The sequence below is a fragment of the Pseudorhodoferax sp. Leaf265 genome (genome assembly GCF_001422365.1).
Lineage (GTDB): Bacteria > Pseudomonadota > Gammaproteobacteria > Burkholderiales > Burkholderiaceae_C > Pseudorhodoferax.
Window position 1 is genome coordinate 300,516 of record NZ_LMMT01000037.1, and the last position, 17,618, is coordinate 318,133.

Sequence of the window (17,618 nt, forward strand, 5' to 3'; positions counted from 1 at the left end):
TCACCCGCAGGGAACGGCACCGTGCTGCAAGCAGCGGTTCGAGAGGCCGCGGAGCAGGCCATGCCAGTGGACGCTTTGGCCCGGGCTCTGCCCGGCCGCTGGCGGCGCCCCTGGAGGGGGATGGGATGTCTACACGCAGTGAGACATCCAAACGGGGTCGGTTCAATTCATGCTCCGAAGAGTTCGTTGGCGATCACGGTGCGCTGCACTTCGGAGGTGCCGCCAGCGATGGTGCGGGCGCGCGTGAACATGTAGTTCTGGATCCAGGTGGCCTCGGGCACGCCGGCGGTCTCGCCGTCGCCGCCCTCGGCCAGGAAGCGGTGCGCGGCATCGGGGCCCACGGCGTCGAGCGCGATGGTCGTGAGCCGCTGCGCCACGTCGGCGCAGGTCAGCTTGATGGCCGAGGGCTGCACGCCGAGCGGGCGCTGGTGGATCAGGTCGTCGGTGGCCTGGGCCATCAGCACGCGCGCGCCCTTGGTGTCGGCCTCGCAGAGCAGCAGCTTGTGCAGCAGGCCGCTGAAGTCGCGCCGGCCGGCGGCCTGGCGTGCTGCGTCCTCGACCAGGCGCGTGACCTGGCGGCGCACGAGTTCCAGCCGCGCCACGTTGGCCGGCGGCAGGCGTTCGCGCTCGAGCAGGTACTTGGCGCAGGTCCAGCCCTTGCCGGGCTCGCCGATCAGGTTGTCGGCGCGCACGCGCACCTCGTCGAAGAAGACCTCGTTGAGGTGGTGCCAGCCGTCGATGCTGCGGATCGGCCGCACCGTGACGCCGGGCGTGTCCATGGGCACGAGGATCAGCGAGATGCCTTCCTGCTTCTTGGCCTCCCTGGAGGTGCGCACCAGCATGTAGACCATGTTGGCTTCGTGCGCATGCGAGGTCCAGATCTTCTGGCCGTTGATGACGTAGTGCTCGCCGTCCAGCCGCGCGCTGGTCTGCAGGGAGGCGAGATCCGAGCCCGAGCCGGGTTCGGAGTAGCCCTGGCAGTACCAGTCCGAGCCGTCCAGGATGCGCGGCAGGAAGCGCGCCTTCTGTTCGGCCGTGCCGAAACGGATGATGACGGGGCCGATGTGGCCCAGGCCGTGGTGGTACAGCGGCGGGCAGTCGTTCTCGGCCATCACCTCCTCGAAGACCAGGCGCTGGCGGATGTCCCAGCCCGTGCCGCCGACCTCTCGGGGCCAGCCGGGTGCGCCCCAGCCCTTGTCGTTCAGGATCTGCTGCCAGCGCTGGTACTCGCGCTTGGTGACTTTCTGGCCCGCGGCCACGACGGCTTTGATCTCGGGCGGACAGGCGCTGCGCGCGAAGGCCAGCAGTTCGCGGCGGAAGGCCGCGAGGCCTTCGTCCTCGCCGCGGGCGGTGTCGTCGGACATGGTGTCTCCTGGTGTGTGGGGTCAGGCGCCGCTGCGCAGCGTCGTGATGAGTTCGTCCAGCGCGGCGGCGGCCCGGTCGGCGTCGTGCGCGCGCAGCTGCTGCACGATGCGCCGGCGGATCGGGTACAGGTCGGGCCGTGGCCGCACGGACAGCACATGGGTCATGCGCTCGCGCAGCACGGTGCCCATGGTCTGGGCCATGAGCAGCAGCGCGGCGTTGTGGCCGGCCGTGGCGATGGCGGCGAAGAAGCGGCTGGCCGAATCGATGCGGTCGGCCAGCTGAGCGGTGTCGGGGTGCTGCTCGATGGCGTCGACGGCGGCTTCGATGGCGTCGACCTCGGCGTCGCTCGCGCGTTCGCAGGCCAGGCGCAGCAGCGTGCCGTACAGCGTGCGGTAGGCCTCGTCGATGCCGGCCTGGTCGAGCTGGCCCTGCACGACGAGCTTGCGCAGCGATTCGGCCAGCATCATGTAGGCGCCGCGGTAGAACACGAGCGCGTGGTCGCTGCCGCCGCCGCCCATGTGGCGCACTTCGCCGATCAGCACGTCGTGGTCGCCGGCCTCGTGGCAGGCGTAGCTGCTGCACTCGAAGCTGGCCAGGCAGTCGTCGATCACGGGCAGGCCCAGCGCGCCGCGGTGCCAGCGCACGCCCTCGAACTTGTCCTCGATCCTGCTGGAGGCGAAGCGGCCCGACAGCGCGTCCTGGCTCTGCGACAGGATGTTGATCGCGAAGCCGCGGCCGGCCGTGAAGGCCGCGCGCAGGCTGCTCTGCTTGCGCAGGCTGAACAGCACCAGCGGCGGCTCCAGCGAGACCGAGCTGAAGGAGTTGCAGGTCAGCCCCACGGGCCGGCCGTCGGCCGCGCACGTGGTGATGACCGCCACGCCCGTGGGAAAGCAGCCCAGCAACTGGCGGAACTGCGCCGGCTCGATGGCATGGACGGGTGGTTCGGCGGTGGCGCTGGTCATGGCCAGGTCTCGCGTGCGCGGGGCGTCAGGCCGCGGCCAGTTCGGCGGCGGGTGCGGCGACGTGCGGCGGGTCGTTGGCGATCTCCTGCTGCACGGTCGGGATGATGACCTTGGCCCACAGCGCCAGCTGCTTGAGCATGGTGGGGTGGTCGAAGTCGCCCATCTGGGTCTGGAAGCAGTAGTGCACGGGCTTGAGCGTGCGGATCTCGTGGACCACGCGTTCGATCACGGTGTCGACCGAGCCCACCGGCAGCAGCGCGCGCGACTCCTCGATCGTGGGCTCGCCCTCGACGATGCCTTCCTCGACCTGGTAGTCGTCGGCGATCTGGGCGGTGCGGCGCTTCAAGCTGACCGCGATGCGGCGCTGGTAGCGCGAGCACTCCAGGTAGGCGTCGACCTCGGCCTTGTTGTCGCTCGCGTAGGCGGCGCGCAGCAGGCCGACCGGCACCTGGGCCGGGTCCTTGCCTTCGGCGTGCGCCACCTTGTCGATCAGGCTGCGCGTGGCGTGCAGCTTTTCCAGGCCGCCGTCACCGCCGGAGACGAAGACATGGTGGCCGCCGCGCACGGCGCGTGCGACGAAGGCCGGGTCCACGCTCGTGATCCAGGTCGGCGGCATGGGCTTTTGCACGGCGCGCTGGCTGATCGCGCTCATGGGCTGCTGGTAGAACTGGCCGGCGTAGCTGAACTTGGGCTGCTTCAGGCCGAGTTCCAACATGTCCAGCATCTCGAAGGTGCGCTGCTTGGCCGTGTCCAGCGAGACGCCGAAGCGCTCGAACTCGAAGTGCTGGTAGCCCGAGCCGATCCCCAGGTTCAGGCGGCCGTCGGACAGCTGGTCGACCATGGCCACGTCGGCGATCAGGCGGGCCGGGGTGTACAGCGGCGCCACCACGATGCCGGTGCCGAGCCGGATCTTCTTGGTCACGGCCGCGCAGTGGGCGATCATGGTCAGCGGCGACGAGCACATGCCGTAGTTGCTGAAGTGGTGTTCTGCGTACCATGCGGCGCCGAAGCCGAGCTCGTCGGCCACGCGGGTCTGCTCCACTGCATCGCGGAGGATCTGGTACGAGGTCTTATGCTTGTTGCGCTGCTGCATCAGAATGAAGATTCCGAAATCCATCACGGGCTCCTTGTTGCGATTGGCTTGCAACGATCTTAGGAACGGAGCCACCGCGCGGCGCACCATGCTGCGCACAGCTTCTTTGCAACTTCTGAGATGAAACCACCCCCGTTTGGACTTCTCACTTCGTGTAGAAGTCCCATCCCCCCTCAAGGGGGCGCACCCGGCGGCCTGGCAGAGCCAGTTCCGCGGCTGCGCAGGCATGGCCTGCTCCGCGGCCTTCTGAACCTTTGCTTGCGCGCCGGTGTCGTGCCCTGCGGGTGGCGCGCCAGCGCAATGGACAACTGAAATGAGACAAGCCGGTCGCGGCCGTGCGGCGCACCGGGCACAAGGACCATGAAAGCACTCGATTCGCTACGGATCTTCGTGATCACCCAGCGCAAGGGCAGCCTGTCGGCCGCGGCGCGCAGCCTGTCGCTTTCGCCGGCCACGATCTCGCGCCGCATCAGCGCGCTGGAGGAGGAGCTGGGCGTGCAGCTGGTCGACCGCACCAGCCGCAATCTCAAGGTCACCGAGGCCGGGCAGGCCTTCATCGGACATGCCGAACGCGTGCTGGAGACCATGGCCGAGGCCGAGCAGGCCGCACGCGATGCGCGCCAGCGGCCCGAGGGCCGGCTGCGCATCCACTCGCGCACGCAGATCGGCATCCGTGTGATCGCGCCGCTGCTGCCGCGCTTCGCGCAGCAGTACCCCGACATCCAGGTCGAGTACGAGCTGTCCGAGCACCCGGTCAACATCGTCGAGCAGGACTTCGACATCGACATCCGCACGGGCGAGTCGAACGACTCGGGCTTCGTCATCAAGCGGCTGCTCAGCAGCGACGAGGTGTTGGTGGCCAGTGCCGCGTTCGCGCAGCGCCATGCGCGCATCCAGCATCCGAACGACCTGGCTCGCCTGCCGTGCCTGACCTACCGGCGCGAGCACGAAGCCACGACCTGGAAGTACATCGACGCCGAGGGCGCGCAGCAGGAACTGGCGATCAAGGGTGTGCTGAGTTCCAACAACGGCGAGGTGCTGCGCCTGGCTGCGATGGGCGGCATGGGCATCGCGCTGCTGTCCGAGTCGGCCGTGCGCGCCGACATCCGCGCTGGCACGCTGGTGCGGCTGCTGGCGGACTACCGCTTCGCGGTGCGCCAGTTCTCCAACGGCGTGTTCGCGGTGTTCCGCCAGCACCGCACCCTGCCGCTCAAGGTACGGGCCTTCGTGGACTTCATGGCCGAGGCCTTGCGCGAACCGGCCGCGGGCGGCTGAGCTACTCGACCTCGATCTTCACGCCGCTGTCGACCAGGGCCTGGAGCTTGCGCGACTCGGCGCCCAGGAAGGCCGCGAACTGCTGTGGCGTGCCGGGCGAGAGCTGCAGGCCGGTCTCGGCGATGGCGGCCTGGACGGCAGGGTCCGCCAGCGCCGTGCGGATGTCGGCATTGAGCTGGTCCGCGATGGGCTGCGGCGTGCGCGCGGGCAGCAGCATGCCGTACCAGGTGGCGTAGAGCAGGTCCACGCCGAGCTCGCGGAAGGTCGGCACCTCGGGCGCCGCGGGGTGGCGCTGCGCCGAGGCGATGGCGATCGCACGCAGAGCGCCGTTGCGCGCCAGCGGCATCGAGGAGGTGCCGTCGAAGATGCCGTCGACCACGCCCGCGATCACGTCGTTCTTGGCCGGTGCCGCGCCGCGGTAGGGCAGGTGCAGGATCTTGGCGTCGATGGCGCGGCCCAGCAGTTCCAGCGCGATGTGCGGGCTGGAGGCGTTGCCCGAGGAGGCGAGCCGGAGCCGGTCGGGGCCGGCGTGGGCGCGCTCCACCACGTCCTTCAGGCTCTTGAGCGGCGAGCGGCCCGAAACGAACAGGATCAGGCCGTTGGCGCCGATCTGCACCAGCGGCTTGAGCGCATCGGCCTTGTACGGCATGGTGCTGCGCAGGATGGGGTTGGAGGTGTAGGCGTAGGCCGTGAACAGCAGCGTGTGGCCGTCGGGCGCGGCATGGGCCACGAACTGCGTGCCGATCAACGTGCCGGCGCCGCCGCGGTTCTCCACCACCACGGGTTGGCCCCAGAGCTGGGACAGCTTGTGGGCCAGCACGCGCGTGTGGCCGTCGGTCGGGCCGCCGGCCGTGTAGGGCACGACGATGGTGACGGGCCGCGTCGGGAAGCGGTTCAGGGCGCGGCCGGTTCCGGCCAGTGCGAGCAGCGTGGCGCCGCCCAGGCTTTGCAGCATCTGGCGCTTGTGCATGGTGTCTCCTGTCGTTGTTCAGTCCGGTTGGCCGAATGTGCAAGTCGGCAGGCCCGGCGCCGGCAGCCCGTCGACAGCGAACAGTCCGCCGTCCTGCGGCCGCGTGCCGGCCAGGTGCACGCTGCGCGAGATCGAGGTCACGTAGGCCGTGGCCAGCTGCGGCCCGCCGAAGCAAAGGCTGGTGGGGTGCGTGGCCGGCAGCGCAACGCGCCGTTCCAGCCGCCCGTCGGGCGCGAAGCGCGCGAGTTCGCCGGTGCGCACGAGCACGGCCCACAGATGGCCTTCGGCATCGACCGTGGCGCCGTCGGGGCCGGAGCCCAGCGCCTCGGTCTGCGCGAACACGCGCCGGCGCGCGAGCGGGCGCTCGGGGTGGTAGTCGAAGGCCCAGATGGTGCGTGCCGTGCTGTCGGCCACGTAGAGCGTCTGCCCGTCGGGGCTGAAGCAGGGGCCGTTGGTCAGCGCGAAGCCCTCGGCCAGCTGCTCGAGGCGGGCGTCGGGGCGCAGCCGGTACAGGCCGCCGAGCAGCGGGGCATCGGCCGCGCGGTTGTAGTGCAGCGTGCCGGCAATGAAGTTGCCCCAGGCGTCGCACTTGCCGTCGTTCAGGCGCAGGTCGGGGTGTTCGCTGTCGATGTGGGCCAGCGTCGTCAGTTGCCGCGTGCCGAAGTCGTAGCGTGCGAAGCGGTGCTGCAAGGCCACGACCACGGCGTCGTCGCGGCAGGGCGCGACCGAGCCGACGGGGGCGGGCAGGCTGTGGGCCTCGCGCTGGCCCGTGGCGGGCCACCAGCGGTGCAAGGTGCCGGCCAGCGCATCGATCCAGGCCAGGGCCTGCGTGCGCGCATCCCAGCAGGGGCTTTCGCCGAGCCGGTCCAGGCTGTCTCCGATCCGGATGGTGTGCATCTCGCTCATGGCGGCCAGTGTGGCCAGATTGGCGCGCGCCGCCAGCGAACGGGCGCAAAGCTGCTTTGCAGCTCCTGTCGCCATGGCGGTGTGGGCGGCTCCTAGAGTTGCCGGCATGACCTTGCCCCCTCACTCCCCGCCGCCCCTGGAGGGCATCCGCGTCGTCGAACTCGGCAACTACATCGCCGGCCCCGGCACCGCCATGGTGCTGCGCGACCTTGGTGCCGAAGTCGTCAAGATCGAATCGCTGGAGGGCGACGCGGCGCGCAGCACAGGCCCCTTCGGCATGGCCATGCTGCGCGCCTACAACCGCGACAAGCAGTCGATCGCGCTGGACCTGCGCCAGCCCCAGGGCCTGGCCGTGGCGAAGCGCCTGATCGCGCGCGCCGACGTGGTGGTGCAGAACCTGCGCCCGGGTGCCATGGAGTCGCTGGGCCTGGGCGCCGATGTGCTGCGGGCCGCGCAGCCGGCGCTGGTCCACGTCTCGATCGCGGGCTTTCCGGCCGGCGCGCCCTCGGCCGCACGGCCCGGCTACGACATTGCCGCCCAGGCCGAGAGCGGCATGATGTCGGTGACCGGCGAGCCGCAGGGCCTGCCGCAGAAGGTGGGCGCCACCATCATCGACGCGGCCACCGTGCAGGTGGCGGCCCAGGCCATCCTCGCCGCGCTGCTGCGCCGCGTGCGCACGGGCGTTGGCGAGACGATCCGGCTGTCGCTGCTGGAGGTGGCCTTGAACCTGCAGTTGCCCAACTGGAGCGACTACCTGGTGCGTGGCGTGGAGCCGCAGCGCAGCGGCGACGGCCAGCCCATGGCCGCGCCGGCGGCCGACATCTTCGCCACGCGCGACGGCATGGTGGTGGTCTCGGCCTATGTGCAGGCGCACTGGGTGCGGCTGTGCAACTGCATCGGCGCGCCCGAACTCGCCAGCGACCCGCGCCTGGCCACCAACGAACTGCGCGTGGCCAACCGGGACGCCATGAAGGCCGCCGTGGGCGCGCGGCTGGCGCTGCTGGGCACCGACGCATGCGTGGACCTGCTCACGCGCAACGCCATCGTGGTCGGTGTGGTGCGGCGCTACAGCGATGCGCTGCGCAGCGCCGACTTCCAGGCCAGCAGCATGCTGATCGAGGCCGGCGCCAACGGCGCCGTGCCCGGCTACCGCAGCTTCGGCCTGCCCTACGAGCTGGCCGACACGCCGCGCCCGCCCAGCCAGGCCGCGCCGGCCCATGGCGCGCACACGCTGCAGGTGCTGCGCGAGGCCGGCTACGGCGCGGACGAGATCGCCGCGCTGCAGGCCGGCGGCGTGGTGCGGACCCCGGCCGCGTCCTGAGACGTGCACGACCTGGAAAGCAGCTTTTCACTCTTTGCAGCGCAGGCGTCGATTCCGCGCCTAAGCTGGCCGGGCATGGCGCAGCGTGGACGCCGCCCACCGACAGACAACGAGACAACGAAGGAGACACCATGACCATTCGCCGAACCCTTGCCGCGCTGGCCCTGGGCCTGTGCGGCGCCCTGGCGGCCGTCCCGGCCCTGGCCCAGCAGACCACCCGCATCGTCGTGCCGTTCGCGGCCGGCGGCGGCACAGACCAGTATGTGCGCCTCTTGGCGGCCGAGCTCGGCAAGCACGGCCTGCAGGTGATCGTGGAGAACAAGCCGGGCGCCAGCGGCATCGTCGCGGCCGACCACGTGGCGCGCTCGCGGCCCGACGGGCTGACCGTGCTGATGAGCTCGATGAGCATCCTGGCGACCAACACCGTCCTCTACGACAAGCTGCCCTACGACCCGATCAAGGACTTCGCCTCGGTCTCGCAGATCGCCTACCAGCCGGCGATCCTGGTCGGCCGGCCCGACCTGCCGTACAAGAACATCAAGGAGATGGTGGCCTACGCCAAGGCCAACCCCGGCAAGATCAACCGTGGCTCGCCGGGTGCCTCGATCCTGACCAACCTCGCGCCGCTGGCGTTCGAGCAGCAGGTCGGCATCCGCACCATGCACATCCCGTTCAACGGTGACACGCCAGGCCTGCAGGCGCTGCTGGGTGGCCAGATCGACGTGCACGGCACCTCGATCACGGGGCCGCTGCCGCACATCAAGGCTGGAAAGATGATCGTGCTGGGCGTGATGGACAGCAAGCGCCTGCCGCAGGTGCCGGATGCGCCGACCTTCAAGGAGCAGGGCTACGACATCGAGGCGCTGCTCGCGTACGCGCTGTCGGTGCCGGCGGCCACGCCCAGGGACGTGGTCGAGCGGCTCAACCGCGCGGTCAACCAGGTCATCGCCGACCCCGAGTTCGTGGCGCGCGCCCGCGCCATGGGCATGGAGCCGCGCGGCGGCACGCCGGAGGAACTGAACCGCTTCATGAAGACCGAGTCCGAGCGCTGGATCCCGTTGCTGCAGAGCCTGAACCTGCCCAAGCAGGGGCAGTGAGGAGACCCTCGGGTTTCCAGCCCCTCGCGCAGGCGAGCGGCGATGACATCGGGCACTGGCGGCAGGGCGCGGGGTGCGCCGCGCCGCGCGAAGCGGAGGGCTTGATCACCGCTTGCATCCTGCGAAGAAGCGGACCAGGCGCGCGGAACGTCCTGGGCGATCCCCAGGACGCTGCCGGCTCCCCGGCCTCGCGCCCGGGCCGGCACGCGCAGACGCCAGCGAACCCTCAGCGGGCCCGGCGGCGGGCCCAGCCCAGGGCGCCCAGGCTCAGCAGCAGCAGTGAGGCCATGCCCGGTTCGGGCACCTCGCCCGCAGGCGCTTCCAGCACGAAGGCCAGGTTGTCGGCATAGCCGTCGTTGTCGCCGCCGCCGTTGCGCTCCATCGACAGCCAGAACGCCAGCGAACTGGTGCCCACCGGCAGCAGGCCGTCGGTCTCGCGGTAGAACAGGCCGGTCTGGTTGTTGCGGTCGGCAGCCGTCACGGCGCCGATGGCAGCGCCGCCGATCTCGGCGCCGAAGGCATCGAGGAACTGCACGTAGAACAGCGCGTTGTCCGTCTGGTTGCTCCAGCCGCCGAGCCAGCCGCTCAGCGAGTAGCTGATGGACTGGGTCGTGGCCGTGCCGAAGTCCAGCGCCTGGTAGCCGACGGCGTAGGCGCCGGTGCCCGTGAACATCTTGGCGCCGCGGTCGTCCGGCCCCGGCTGCGTGGGCAGCACCCAGTTGCTGCCATAGCTGACGGACTGGATGTTGCCGTAGGTGTCGTAGCCGCTCCATCCGGCGGTGCCGGCCTCGGCATCGCCGTTGACGACCAGGTTGCTGCCATAGACGGCAGCCGCCTGGCTGCTGCAGGCCACGGCGAGCAGGGCCGTGGCAAGAAGGTGTCGAAAGTTCATTGCAGGAAATCCTTGGGGTTCAGTTGATGCGGAACTGGTCCAGCTGGGCGGCGCCCTGCATCGCGGGGTCGCTGATCGAGGGCAGGCCGTTCTCCAGGTGGCCGGCAAAGCGGCGCAGCCAGGTCGGTGCGCCGTTCACGCGCAGGCTGTAGTCGTACCAGTGCGAGCTCGTGCCCAGCGGCAGCCGCAGGCTGCTGCGCGAGCGCGCCACCACGCGCACCTCGGGCAAGGTGTTCGTGTAGTACTTGTTGGCCGTCAGCTGGAAGGTGCAGGGCTGGCCGCCGTTGTTGACGAGTTCGAGCACGAGTTCGCCCGTCGCGCGTTCGGCACGCACGATCACCTCGGGCAGCGCCGCGCCGCTGGCACGCCGCACGTCGCCCGTGATGTGGCGGTGAAAGCCGTTCGGCCCCAGCACCCAGAGGTCGTAGGCGGCGCTGGCGGCCCAGCGGCCCTGCAGCTGCTTGCCGGCTTCCACGGTGTAGCGGCGCGGCACCTGGTCCAGCGCCAGGCGGTCGTAGACATGGAACACGGCACCGGCTTCCCCGGCGTTCTCGAACGTCAGCAGCACGGCACCGGTCTCGACCTGGGCCTGCACCTGCAGCTCGTAGGGCAGCGCGCGCGCGGGACGCACGCCGGCGGCCTGCACCGGTGCGGCGAGCGTGGTCGGCGTGGCGGGCACCTTGGTGTTGGGCAGCGCCAGCGATTGCGCGCGGCGTGCGGCCGTGGCCGGCAGCAGCTGCATGAAGCCGTTGTCCTCGGGGTTCACGAAGTCGAAGCAGGACAGCAGGTTGCCCGAGACGGCCCGGCGCCACGGGCTGATCAGCGGCTCCTGCACGCCGAAGCGCGCCTCGATGAAGCGCAGCACCGAGCTGTGGTCGGCCACCTGCGAGTTGACCCAGCCGCCCTTGGTCCAGGGCGAGACCACGTACATGGGCACGCGCGGGCCCAGGCCGTAGGGGCGGTTGATGGTGCGGGGGTCCGCGCCATTGAGCACGTTGTGGTATTCGCCCGTGGTGTCCACGGTCGAGGCGCCGGCCAGCTGGGCCTGTGCAGGGTTGGCGTTGTAGGCCAGGTACGAGGGCACGGCCGGCGGCGGCATGTGGTCGAAGAAGCCGTCGTTCTCGTCGAAGTTGATGAGCAGGACGGTCTTGCTCCAGACCTCGGGGTTGGACGTCAGGGCGTCCAGCACGCGGGCCGTGTAGTCGGCGCCCGAGGCCGGGCTCGAGGGCCCCGGATGCTCGGAGCCTTCAGCGGTGGCGACGATCCAGCTGACCTGGGGCAGCCGGTCGGCCAGCACGTCGGCCTTGAGCAGGTCCAGGTCGCGCGTGCTGACGCCACGGTCGCGCAGGGCCTGCGAGTAGCCCGGGCGCAGGTACCAGGCATTGCGGAAGCTGCGAAAGCCGGCCAGCGGGTTGTCGGTGAAGTTGTCCGCCATGTTCTGGTAGACCTGCCAGCTGATGCCGGCGGCCTGCAGGCGTTCCGCGTAGGTGGTCCAGCGGTAGTCGGTGTTCTGGTCGGGGTTGAAGCTGTCCCGGCTGTTGTCGGTCGACGGGCCGCCCGCGACGGACAGCGGATCGTTGTGGCCGGTCCACAGGAACAGGCGGTTGGTGTTGGTGCCGGTCTGCGTGGCGCAGTGGTAGTGGTCGCACAGCGTGAAGGCGCGTGCCAGGGCGAACTGGAACGGCAGGTCGCCCTCGGCGTAGTAGCCCATCGAGTGGTTCTGCTTGGCCGCGCACCAGTCGTTCATGCGGCCGTGGTCCCAGGCCAGTTGCGCATCCAGCCAGGAGTGCGGCGTGCCGGCCACGCGCATGACCGGGAAGTCCTGCTCGGTGTTGAGGCGGAACGGTGCGATGGGCTTGCTCGTCGGCCAGTTCGGGCGGCCCGGCACGGGCGCGCCGCCCACCGTCTGCTGCACGAACACGGACTTGCCGCTGAACAGGTTGGGCCGGTCCTTCACGGGGATCGGGAATGGATCGCCGAAGCCGCGCACGCCTTCGAGCGTGCCGAAGTAGTGGTCGAAGCTGCGGTTCTCCTGCGTCAGCACGACGATGTGCTCGACGTCCTGCAGGGTGCGCGTGCGCTGGTTGGCGGGCAGGGCCAAAGCGCGCTGGATGGCCGGCGGGAAGCTGGCCAGCACGGCGCTGGCGCCGCCGGCCTGTGCCAGGGTGCGCAGGAAGTCGCGGCGGCTCATGGCTGCGCCTTCGTGCGCGGGAACGCAAAGTTGGAGGAGTGCATTGTTGTGAGGTTCCAGTCGATGGGGTGCCGCCGGGCGCATGCGCCGGTCAGGGCGAAGGCAATGTAGGCAGCGACCGTGAACACCCGATGACATGCGCCTCGGACGCCCGCACCGGGCGGCACCGCATGGCCGCCGCGGCGCGCGCCGGGCCGAGCGCTTCGCATTGCCGGCCGGTGGCCGCTGACGATGTCGGCGCCTCGTCCTACGCGGCGGCTTCGGTCCGCATTCCGCGATCGTCCGTATCAGGCAGTGATCGGGTGTGCTGCCTTCGCCTTGCGGCGTGGACCAGGCGGGCATTTGGTTGCGCCTGCGCAGCCGCGCAGGTGCCCACCCACGGTGGCGCCATGCCGATACCGGCGCGCGGCCACCCTACAGGAGCAAGCCATGCTGGGTCACTTTCTGACGCGGGAGCAGGTCGACGGGATGACGATGCGGCGCGCCGAGCGGCGCGCCTTCTTCCGCAAGACGAGCGGGTTCGCGGTCGGCGTGGCGGGGGGCGGCATCCTCGCCGCCTGCGGCGGGGGCTCGGGCGATTCCAACGCCCAGGCCAACGAGGTCTCCGATGCCGACGTGCTGAACTTCGCGCTGAACCTGGAGTATCTGGAGGCGCAGTTCTACGCCTACGCGGCCACCGGCGTCGGCCTTCCGGCGGCGCAGCTGACCGGCACGGGCATGCAGGGGGCTGTCACCGGCGGGCGCGCGGTGAGCTTCACCGACCCGGTCGTGCGCCAGTACGCCAAGGAGATCGCGCAGGACGAGATCGCCCACGTGGCCTTCCTGCGCCAGGCGCTGGGCTCGGCCGCGGTGGCGCAACCGGCCATCGACATCGGCGCCGACCCGAATGGTGCGTTCTCGAGCGCGGCGCGCGCGGCCGGGCTCGTGGCCGCCGGCCAGGCCTTCGATCCCTACGCCAGCGACGAGAACTTCCTGCTCGCCGCCTTCATTTTCGAGGATGTGGGCGTCACGGCCTACAAGGGGGCCTCGCCGCTGATCCAGAACAAGACCTTCCTGGAGGCCGCCGCCGGCATCCTGGCGGTGGAGGCGTACCACGCCGGGCTGGTGCGCACCGCGCTCTATGCCAAGGGCGTGGCCGCGCCGGCGCTGCGCACGGCCACCGACGCAATCTCCAACGCGCGCGACAGCCTGGACGGCGGCAGCGATGTGGACCAGGGCGTGAGCGGCGCCGATGACCGCTCCAACATCGTGCCCACCGATGCCAACGGCATCGCCTTCAGCCGCAGCCCCGGCGATGTGCTCAACATCGTCTACCTGAACCCGGGCGCGGTCACGCGCGGCGGCTTCTATCCGGCCGGCGTGAATGGCGCGCTGGTGCTGAGCAGCGCACTGGCCTGAGCCCCGGACCGGCCCCGCGCATGCGGGGCTGGCTGTTTCCATCCGCACGAGGACGCACCATGGAATTCCTGCACAGACCCCATGCACCGCATGCTGCCGCATTGCCACGCGCCGACGGGCTGCGCTGGCGCTGGCGCCATCTCACCGGGCTGGCCATCGTGCTCGGCGCGCTGACGATCTGGACGCAGCAGTTGCTGCAGGCCCCCTGGCTGCAGGGCCCCGGCGTCTCGGGCGCCCTCATGGGCGGCAGCATGGCGGCCCTGGCCACGGCGCTGGGCACCTTGCCGGTGCTGCTGTCGCAGAAGTTCTCCCAGCGCAGCCACGACACCATGCTGGGCTTCGGCGCCGGTGTCATGCTGGCGGCCAGCGCCTTCTCGCTGATCATCCCGGCCCTGGCCGCCGCGAAGGAGCAGGGCGCCGGCAGCTGGGGCGCGGCCGGCACCGTGGGCCTGGGCATCGGGGCCGGTGCCTTGCTGCTGTTGCTGGTCGACCGCGTCGTGCCGCACGAGCACTTCGTCAAGGGCCTGGAGGGGCCGCAGGCCCGGGCCATGAAACGGGTCTGGCTGTTCGTGCTGGCCATCGCCGTGCACAACCTGCCAGAGGGCCTGGCCATCGGTGTGGCCTACGCGGGAACCGATCCGCTCGGCGCGCTGGCCCTGGCCACCGGCATCTCGATCCAGGACGTGCCCGAGGGCATGGTCGTCGCGCTGGCGCTGCGCGGCGTGGGCTATGGCCGGGTCCGATCGGCGGGGCTGGGCGTGCTGTCCGGGCTGGTGGAGCCGGTGGCGGCCGTCTTCGGCGCGGCCGTCATCGGACTGTCGGCCAGCCTGTTGCCCTGGGGCCTGGCGGCGGCCGCGGGCGCGATGCTCTACGTGATCAGCCACGAGATCATTCCCGAGTCGCACCGCGCCGGGCATGAGCGCTGGGCCACCTGCGGGCTGATGCTGGGCTTCATCCTCATGATGGTGCTGGACACCGCGCTGGCATAGCACCGGCGAAGCAGCCAACCGCGGCAGCCGACCATGGCCGATGCGCAGCACCCGGTTCCGCCACGCGTGCCGCCCGCGGCGCAGGCCCCGCTGCAGCTGGTGTCGCCGCAAGGCCTGGCCGTCGAGCAGCAGTTGCTGGCCTGGATGCAGGCGGTGGCCGAGCTGGCCGACCGCCATGCCTTCGCCCAGCTGTTCGCGTTCTACGCGCCGCGCGTGAAGGGCCAGCTCATCCGGGCTGGCACCGAGCCTTGCCTGGCTGAGGAGATCGCGCAGGAGGCGCTGCTGGTGCTGTGGCGCAAGGCGGCGCTGTTCGACGGCGCGCGGGCGAGCGTGGGCACCTGGCTGTTCACCATCGCCCGCAACCTGCGCGTGGACCGCCTGCGCGGCCAGGGTTCGGCGCTGCTGCGTGCCGATGCGGCCGAGCTGGACGATGTGGCCGACGAATCGCCGCACATGGACGAGCGCCTGCACACCGCGCAGCTGTGCGCCCGCATGCGCGCGGCCTTGCGCACCATGCCGGCCGAGCAGGCGCGCGTGCTGCGCCTGTGCTACTTCGAGGACCAGCCCCACAGCCGCATCGCCGACACGCTCGGCCTGCCGTTGGGCACCGTGAAGTCGCGCATGCGCGCGGCGCTTGCGCATCTGCGCCGCGCCCTGCAGGATGGCGGGCCCGCGCCATGACACGCATCACCCACCATCCTTCCGACGCCTTGCTGCTCTCGCATGCGGCGGGCCGGCTGCCGGTCGGGCTGGCGCTGGTCGTGGCCGTCCACGTGGAGCGCTGCGCACGCTGCGCGGCCTATGTGGGAGCGCTGGAGGCCGCCGGCGGCGCGCTGCTGGACGAGACGCCGCCGGCCGCCATGCACGCCCTGGCGCTGGATGAGGCCATGGCCCGGCTGGACGCACCGCCTGCCGGGGCGGCGCAGCCGCCGGCCTCGCAGGGCCCGCCGCCGCTGCCGCAGGGCCAGGCCTGGCCAGCGGCGCTGGCCGGCAGCCGGATCGCGCCCTGGCGCTGGATCGGTCCTGGCATGCGCTACAGCCGTGTGCACCTGGCCGGCGAAGACGCCGTGGCCGTGTTCCTGCTGCGCCTGGCGCCGGGCAAGTACCTGCCGCAGCACGCCCACAGCGGGCGCGAGTTCACCCAGGTGCTGTGCGGTGCCTTCCACGATGGCCGGGCCCAGTTCCATGTCGGCGATTTCGATGCGCCAGGCCGCGGCGTGCAGCACCTGCCTGTGGTCCAGTCGGCGGGCGAGTGCGTGTGCCTGACGGCCGTACAAGGACGACTGCAGTTCGACTCGGTTTACGGCCGGCTGCTGGGGCAGTTGGCCGGCTTGCGCTGAAGGCGTACGGGGTCCTGGGCGCCGCCGCTCAGGCACGGCCCATCCGCGCGTTCAGCCACTCGACCACCACGTTGTGGTATTCGCGCTGCCAGGCCGGCCGCGTCAAAGCATGGTCGGCGTCGGCCAGGGTGTGACGTGTCAGCGAACGCGCGCGGCGAAAAGCGCCCGCATAGCTGGCGATCAGCTGCGGCGGAATGGTCTCGTCCTGCCCGGAATCCACGAGCAGCACGTCGCCCGTGAACTGGCTGCAGCACCACAGCGCGCGGTTCTGGTCGGGCGCCAGGGGGCTGGAGCGGTAGGCCCGCAGTCCCTGCGCATCGAGCTGCTCCTTGGGTGTGCTCCAGCCGCTGTCGGGATAGATGGCGGGGGAGCGCAGCACCAGCAGCCGCGCCGGCTTGGCCGCGGCGAGAAAGGTCGCCATGTAGGCGCCGAAGCTGAAACCCAGCAGGGCCAGGCGGCTGCGCGCGACACCGCGCACGGCGGCCAGGTTCATGTAGTCCTCCAGAACGCGGTGCAGGGCCTGGTCGCAGTTGATCCGCGCGCGCTGCTCGGCCGGCCAACCGGCATCGGGGATGTCGGCACGCAGGCACAGCCATCCCGACGGGGCGAGCTGGGCCTGCAAAGCGTCGAACTGTTGCCGGCCGTCGTCGTCCCAGCCGGGCAGCACCAGCAGGGCGGGCGATTTTCTGGCGCTTTGGGCGGCGGGCACGGGCGGGTTGGTCGTCGGAGCGGTTGGCTGCAAGAGGACAGCGGTGGAACTGCCCACGGTTGTACGGAACCGGGGCCGGCGCGCGCTGTGGGAAAGCCGCTGTGCCATGCGTCGTCCAGCAGGCTGACCGCATCGGCCGGGCGCGTCGCAGCACTGGCATGGCGCCGCGGCCGACGCCGCCCACATCCCCTTTCCGACACCGCGCCCGCCCCCGCACTGCGTACAACCAGATGCAGTGGGCCACTGTGCATGCTCCGGTGTGCGGCCCCTGTGTCCGTGAGATCGCAACACCACAACCTGAGGTAGAAGACATGGCGCATTCCAATGGCCTGGGCATCCGCAGCAAGCAGCCCGACGGACCGCAAGTGGACGAAGCCGAGCGCAAGGTCGGCGCCGTGCTGCAGGAACTCGAAGACCACAGCGATGTGGACGTCAAGGACATCGACCTGGAGGAGGTGGTGGACACCGACGCCCAGAACCGGCCGGTGGTCAAGAAGGCCGTGGACATCCAGGCCGAGCAACGACCGAAGAAGAAGGGCTGGGCCAGCTGAGGCGCTGCGTGCCTGCCGACTGCGATGTCCCCATCCACTTACCGCGATCCGGGCACGGCCGAGGAGCTCACGGCGCACAACGTGCGCGCCATGCGCCACCTGGACGATGCGGCAGCGCGGCATGAGACTTCGGCCGACCGGGCCGCGGCGCGCATCGCCAACTGGTGCGGGCGCATCCAGTTCGTCTGGCTCCACGTGGCCTGGTTCGGCGGCTGGATCGCGTTCAACAGCCTGCCCATGCTGCCGCACTTCGACCCCTATCCGTTCACCTTCCTGGTGCTGGTGGTCTCGCTCGAGGCGATCTTCCTGTCCACCTTCGTGCTGATGAGCCAGAACCATGAGATGCGCACCACCGAGCGGCGCAACAAGCTGGACCTGCAGATCAACCTGCTGACCGAGCAGGAGAACACCAAGGCGCTGCAGCTGCTCGCGCGCATCGCCGAGAAGCTCGGCGTCGAGGACGCATCCGGCGGCCTGGCCGCGCTGGACCAGGCCACACGGCCCGAGAACCTGGCGCGCCAGATCGACCAGGCCTACCCCGAAGACCGCCGGTGAGACG

General features: G+C 70.7%; 17 protein-coding genes. 9 read left to right on the forward strand and 8 right to left on the reverse strand.

Annotated elements, in window-relative coordinates:
- Window positions 1–167 precede the first annotated feature (167 nt).
- From ASF45_RS26915 to ASF45_RS26925, 3 genes are read right to left on the reverse strand one after another with little or no spacing between them, the layout of a single operon-like run.
- A complete protein-coding gene (locus ASF45_RS26915) occupies window positions 168–1,364 on the reverse strand; it encodes an acyl-CoA dehydrogenase family protein (RefSeq protein WP_056670797.1) in 1,197 nt (398 codons plus the stop codon).
- A gap of 21 nt (window positions 1,365–1,385) precedes the next feature.
- Complete coding sequence (locus ASF45_RS26920; RefSeq protein WP_056670800.1) at window positions 1,386–2,327, reverse strand: flavin reductase; 942 nt, start codon at window positions 2,325–2,327, stop codon at window positions 1,386–1,388.
- Window positions 2,328–2,352: 25 nt separating this feature from the next.
- On the reverse strand, window positions 2,353–3,444 hold the full coding sequence (locus tag ASF45_RS26925) for an LLM class flavin-dependent oxidoreductase (RefSeq protein WP_056670804.1): 1,092 nt from the start codon (window positions 3,442–3,444) through the stop codon (window positions 2,353–2,355).
- A 336-nt stretch (window positions 3,445–3,780) separates the two neighbouring features.
- On the opposite strand from ASF45_RS26925, the gene ASF45_RS26930 reads away from it, so the two are divergent.
- Entirely contained in the window at window positions 3,781–4,695 is a 915-nt protein-coding gene (locus ASF45_RS26930) for a LysR family transcriptional regulator (protein WP_056670807.1), read from the forward strand.
- Window position 4,696: 1 nt separating this feature from the next.
- Here the strand turns inward: ASF45_RS26930 and ASF45_RS26935 are convergent, their stop codons facing one another.
- Both ASF45_RS26935 and ASF45_RS26940 read right to left on the reverse strand, forming a co-directional pair.
- Complete coding sequence (locus ASF45_RS26935) at window positions 4,697–5,665, reverse strand: tripartite tricarboxylate transporter substrate binding protein (protein WP_056670810.1); 969 nt, start codon at window positions 5,663–5,665, stop codon at window positions 4,697–4,699.
- Between the two features lie 18 nt (window positions 5,666–5,683).
- A complete protein-coding gene (locus ASF45_RS26940; protein ID WP_056670980.1) occupies window positions 5,684–6,571 on the reverse strand; it encodes an SMP-30/gluconolactonase/LRE family protein in 888 nt (295 codons plus the stop codon).
- Window positions 6,572–6,677: 106 nt separating this feature from the next.
- Here ASF45_RS26940 and ASF45_RS26945 point away from each other — a divergent pair, with 106 nt between their 5' ends.
- Complete coding sequence (locus ASF45_RS26945) at window positions 6,678–7,892, forward strand: CaiB/BaiF CoA-transferase family protein (RefSeq protein WP_056670813.1); 1,215 nt, start codon at window positions 6,678–6,680, stop codon at window positions 7,890–7,892.
- 131 nt (window positions 7,893–8,023) lie between these two features.
- Window positions 8,024–8,989, forward strand: a complete 966-nt coding sequence (locus tag ASF45_RS26950) for a tripartite tricarboxylate transporter substrate binding protein (protein ID WP_056670816.1) — start codon at window positions 8,024–8,026, stop codon at window positions 8,987–8,989.
- Between the two features lie 226 nt (window positions 8,990–9,215).
- On the opposite strand, the gene ASF45_RS26955 is transcribed toward ASF45_RS26950, so the two are convergent.
- Both ASF45_RS26955 and ASF45_RS26960 read right to left on the reverse strand, forming a co-directional pair.
- Window positions 9,216–9,881 (reverse strand): PEP-CTERM sorting domain-containing protein, encoded by a 666-nt coding sequence (locus ASF45_RS26955; protein ID WP_056670818.1) that lies wholly within the window; start codon window positions 9,879–9,881, stop codon window positions 9,216–9,218.
- Between the two features lie 19 nt (window positions 9,882–9,900).
- On the reverse strand, window positions 9,901–12,072 hold the full coding sequence (locus ASF45_RS26960; protein ID WP_056670821.1) for a phosphocholine-specific phospholipase C: 2,172 nt from the start codon (window positions 12,070–12,072) through the stop codon (window positions 9,901–9,903).
- Between the two features lie 429 nt (window positions 12,073–12,501).
- Between ASF45_RS26960 and ASF45_RS26965 the strand changes: the two genes are divergently transcribed.
- The 4 genes from ASF45_RS26965 to ASF45_RS26980 are packed head-to-tail and all read left to right on the forward strand — an operon-like array spanning window position 12,502 to window position 15,799.
- Window positions 12,502–13,470: a ferritin-like domain-containing protein gene (locus ASF45_RS26965; protein ID WP_369802174.1), complete on the forward strand. Its 969-nt coding sequence runs from the start codon at window positions 12,502–12,504 to the stop codon at window positions 13,468–13,470.
- Between the two features lie 59 nt (window positions 13,471–13,529).
- Window positions 13,530–14,459, forward strand: a complete 930-nt coding sequence (locus ASF45_RS26970; protein ID WP_082551295.1) for a ZIP family metal transporter — start codon at window positions 13,530–13,532, stop codon at window positions 14,457–14,459.
- 33 nt (window positions 14,460–14,492) lie between these two features.
- The gene (locus ASF45_RS26975) at window positions 14,493–15,140 is read left to right on the forward strand and encodes a sigma-70 family RNA polymerase sigma factor (RefSeq protein ID WP_200932218.1); all 648 of its coding nucleotides are present in this window, start codon (window positions 14,493–14,495) and stop codon (window positions 15,138–15,140) included.
- The gene (locus ASF45_RS26980; protein ID WP_056670823.1) at window positions 15,137–15,799 is read left to right on the forward strand and encodes a ChrR family anti-sigma-E factor; all 663 of its coding nucleotides are present in this window, start codon (window positions 15,137–15,139) and stop codon (window positions 15,797–15,799) included. Before ASF45_RS26975 ends, ASF45_RS26980 begins: the two co-directional genes overlap by 4 nt.
- Before the next feature lie 28 nt (window positions 15,800–15,827).
- On the opposite strand, the gene ASF45_RS26985 is transcribed toward ASF45_RS26980, so the two are convergent.
- Window positions 15,828–16,508: an alpha/beta hydrolase gene (locus ASF45_RS26985; protein ID WP_056670826.1), complete on the reverse strand. Its 681-nt coding sequence runs from the start codon at window positions 16,506–16,508 to the stop codon at window positions 15,828–15,830.
- 311 nt (window positions 16,509–16,819) lie between these two features.
- On the opposite strand from ASF45_RS26985, the gene ASF45_RS26990 reads away from it, so the two are divergent.
- Window positions 16,820–17,059 carry a hypothetical protein gene (locus ASF45_RS26990; protein WP_056670829.1) on the forward strand — a complete coding sequence of 80 codons (240 nt, stop codon included), beginning with the start codon at window positions 16,820–16,822 and terminating at the stop codon, window positions 17,057–17,059.
- Window positions 17,060–17,083: 24 nt separating this feature from the next.
- Entirely contained in the window at window positions 17,084–17,614 is a 531-nt protein-coding gene (locus tag ASF45_RS26995) for a DUF1003 domain-containing protein (protein ID WP_056670832.1), read from the forward strand.
- Window positions 17,615–17,618: the final 4 nt, after the last annotated feature.

Excerpts from the sequence above, each read along its gene's own strand:
- ASF45_RS26935 (WP_056670810.1), bottom strand. The coding sequence starts at position 5,665 with ATGCACAAGCGCCAGATGCTGCAAAGCCTGGGCGGCGCCACGCTGCTC.
- ASF45_RS26990 (WP_056670829.1), top strand. The coding sequence starts at position 16,820 with ATGGCGCATTCCAATGGCCTGGGCATCCGCAGCAAGCAGCCCGACGGA.
- ASF45_RS26925 (WP_056670804.1), bottom strand. The coding sequence starts at position 3,444 with ATGGATTTCGGAATCTTCATTCTGATGCAGCAGCGCAACAAGCATAAG.
- ASF45_RS26970 (WP_082551295.1), top strand. The coding sequence starts at position 13,530 with ATGGAATTCCTGCACAGACCCCATGCACCGCATGCTGCCGCATTGCCA.
- ASF45_RS26965 (WP_369802174.1), top strand. The coding sequence starts at position 12,502 with ATGCTGGGTCACTTTCTGACGCGGGAGCAGGTCGACGGGATGACGATG.
- ASF45_RS26960 (WP_056670821.1), bottom strand. The coding sequence starts at position 12,072 with ATGAGCCGCCGCGACTTCCTGCGCACCCTGGCACAGGCCGGCGGCGCC.
- ASF45_RS26995 (WP_056670832.1), top strand. The coding sequence starts at position 17,084 with ATGTCCCCATCCACTTACCGCGATCCGGGCACGGCCGAGGAGCTCACG.
- ASF45_RS26940 (WP_056670980.1), bottom strand. The coding sequence starts at position 6,571 with ATGAGCGAGATGCACACCATCCGGATCGGAGACAGCCTGGACCGGCTC.
- ASF45_RS26920 (WP_056670800.1), bottom strand. The coding sequence starts at position 2,327 with ATGACCAGCGCCACCGCCGAACCACCCGTCCATGCCATCGAGCCGGCG.
- ASF45_RS26980 (WP_056670823.1), top strand. The coding sequence starts at position 15,137 with ATGACACGCATCACCCACCATCCTTCCGACGCCTTGCTGCTCTCGCAT.
- ASF45_RS26955 (WP_056670818.1), bottom strand. The coding sequence starts at position 9,881 with ATGAACTTTCGACACCTTCTTGCCACGGCCCTGCTCGCCGTGGCCTGC.
- ASF45_RS26930 (WP_056670807.1), top strand. The coding sequence starts at position 3,781 with ATGAAAGCACTCGATTCGCTACGGATCTTCGTGATCACCCAGCGCAAG.
- ASF45_RS26975 (WP_200932218.1), top strand. The coding sequence starts at position 14,493 with ATGGCCGATGCGCAGCACCCGGTTCCGCCACGCGTGCCGCCCGCGGCG.
- ASF45_RS26945 (WP_056670813.1), top strand. The coding sequence starts at position 6,678 with ATGACCTTGCCCCCTCACTCCCCGCCGCCCCTGGAGGGCATCCGCGTC.
- ASF45_RS26915 (WP_056670797.1), bottom strand. The coding sequence starts at position 1,364 with ATGTCCGACGACACCGCCCGCGGCGAGGACGAAGGCCTCGCGGCCTTC.
- ASF45_RS26950 (WP_056670816.1), top strand. The coding sequence starts at position 8,024 with ATGACCATTCGCCGAACCCTTGCCGCGCTGGCCCTGGGCCTGTGCGGC.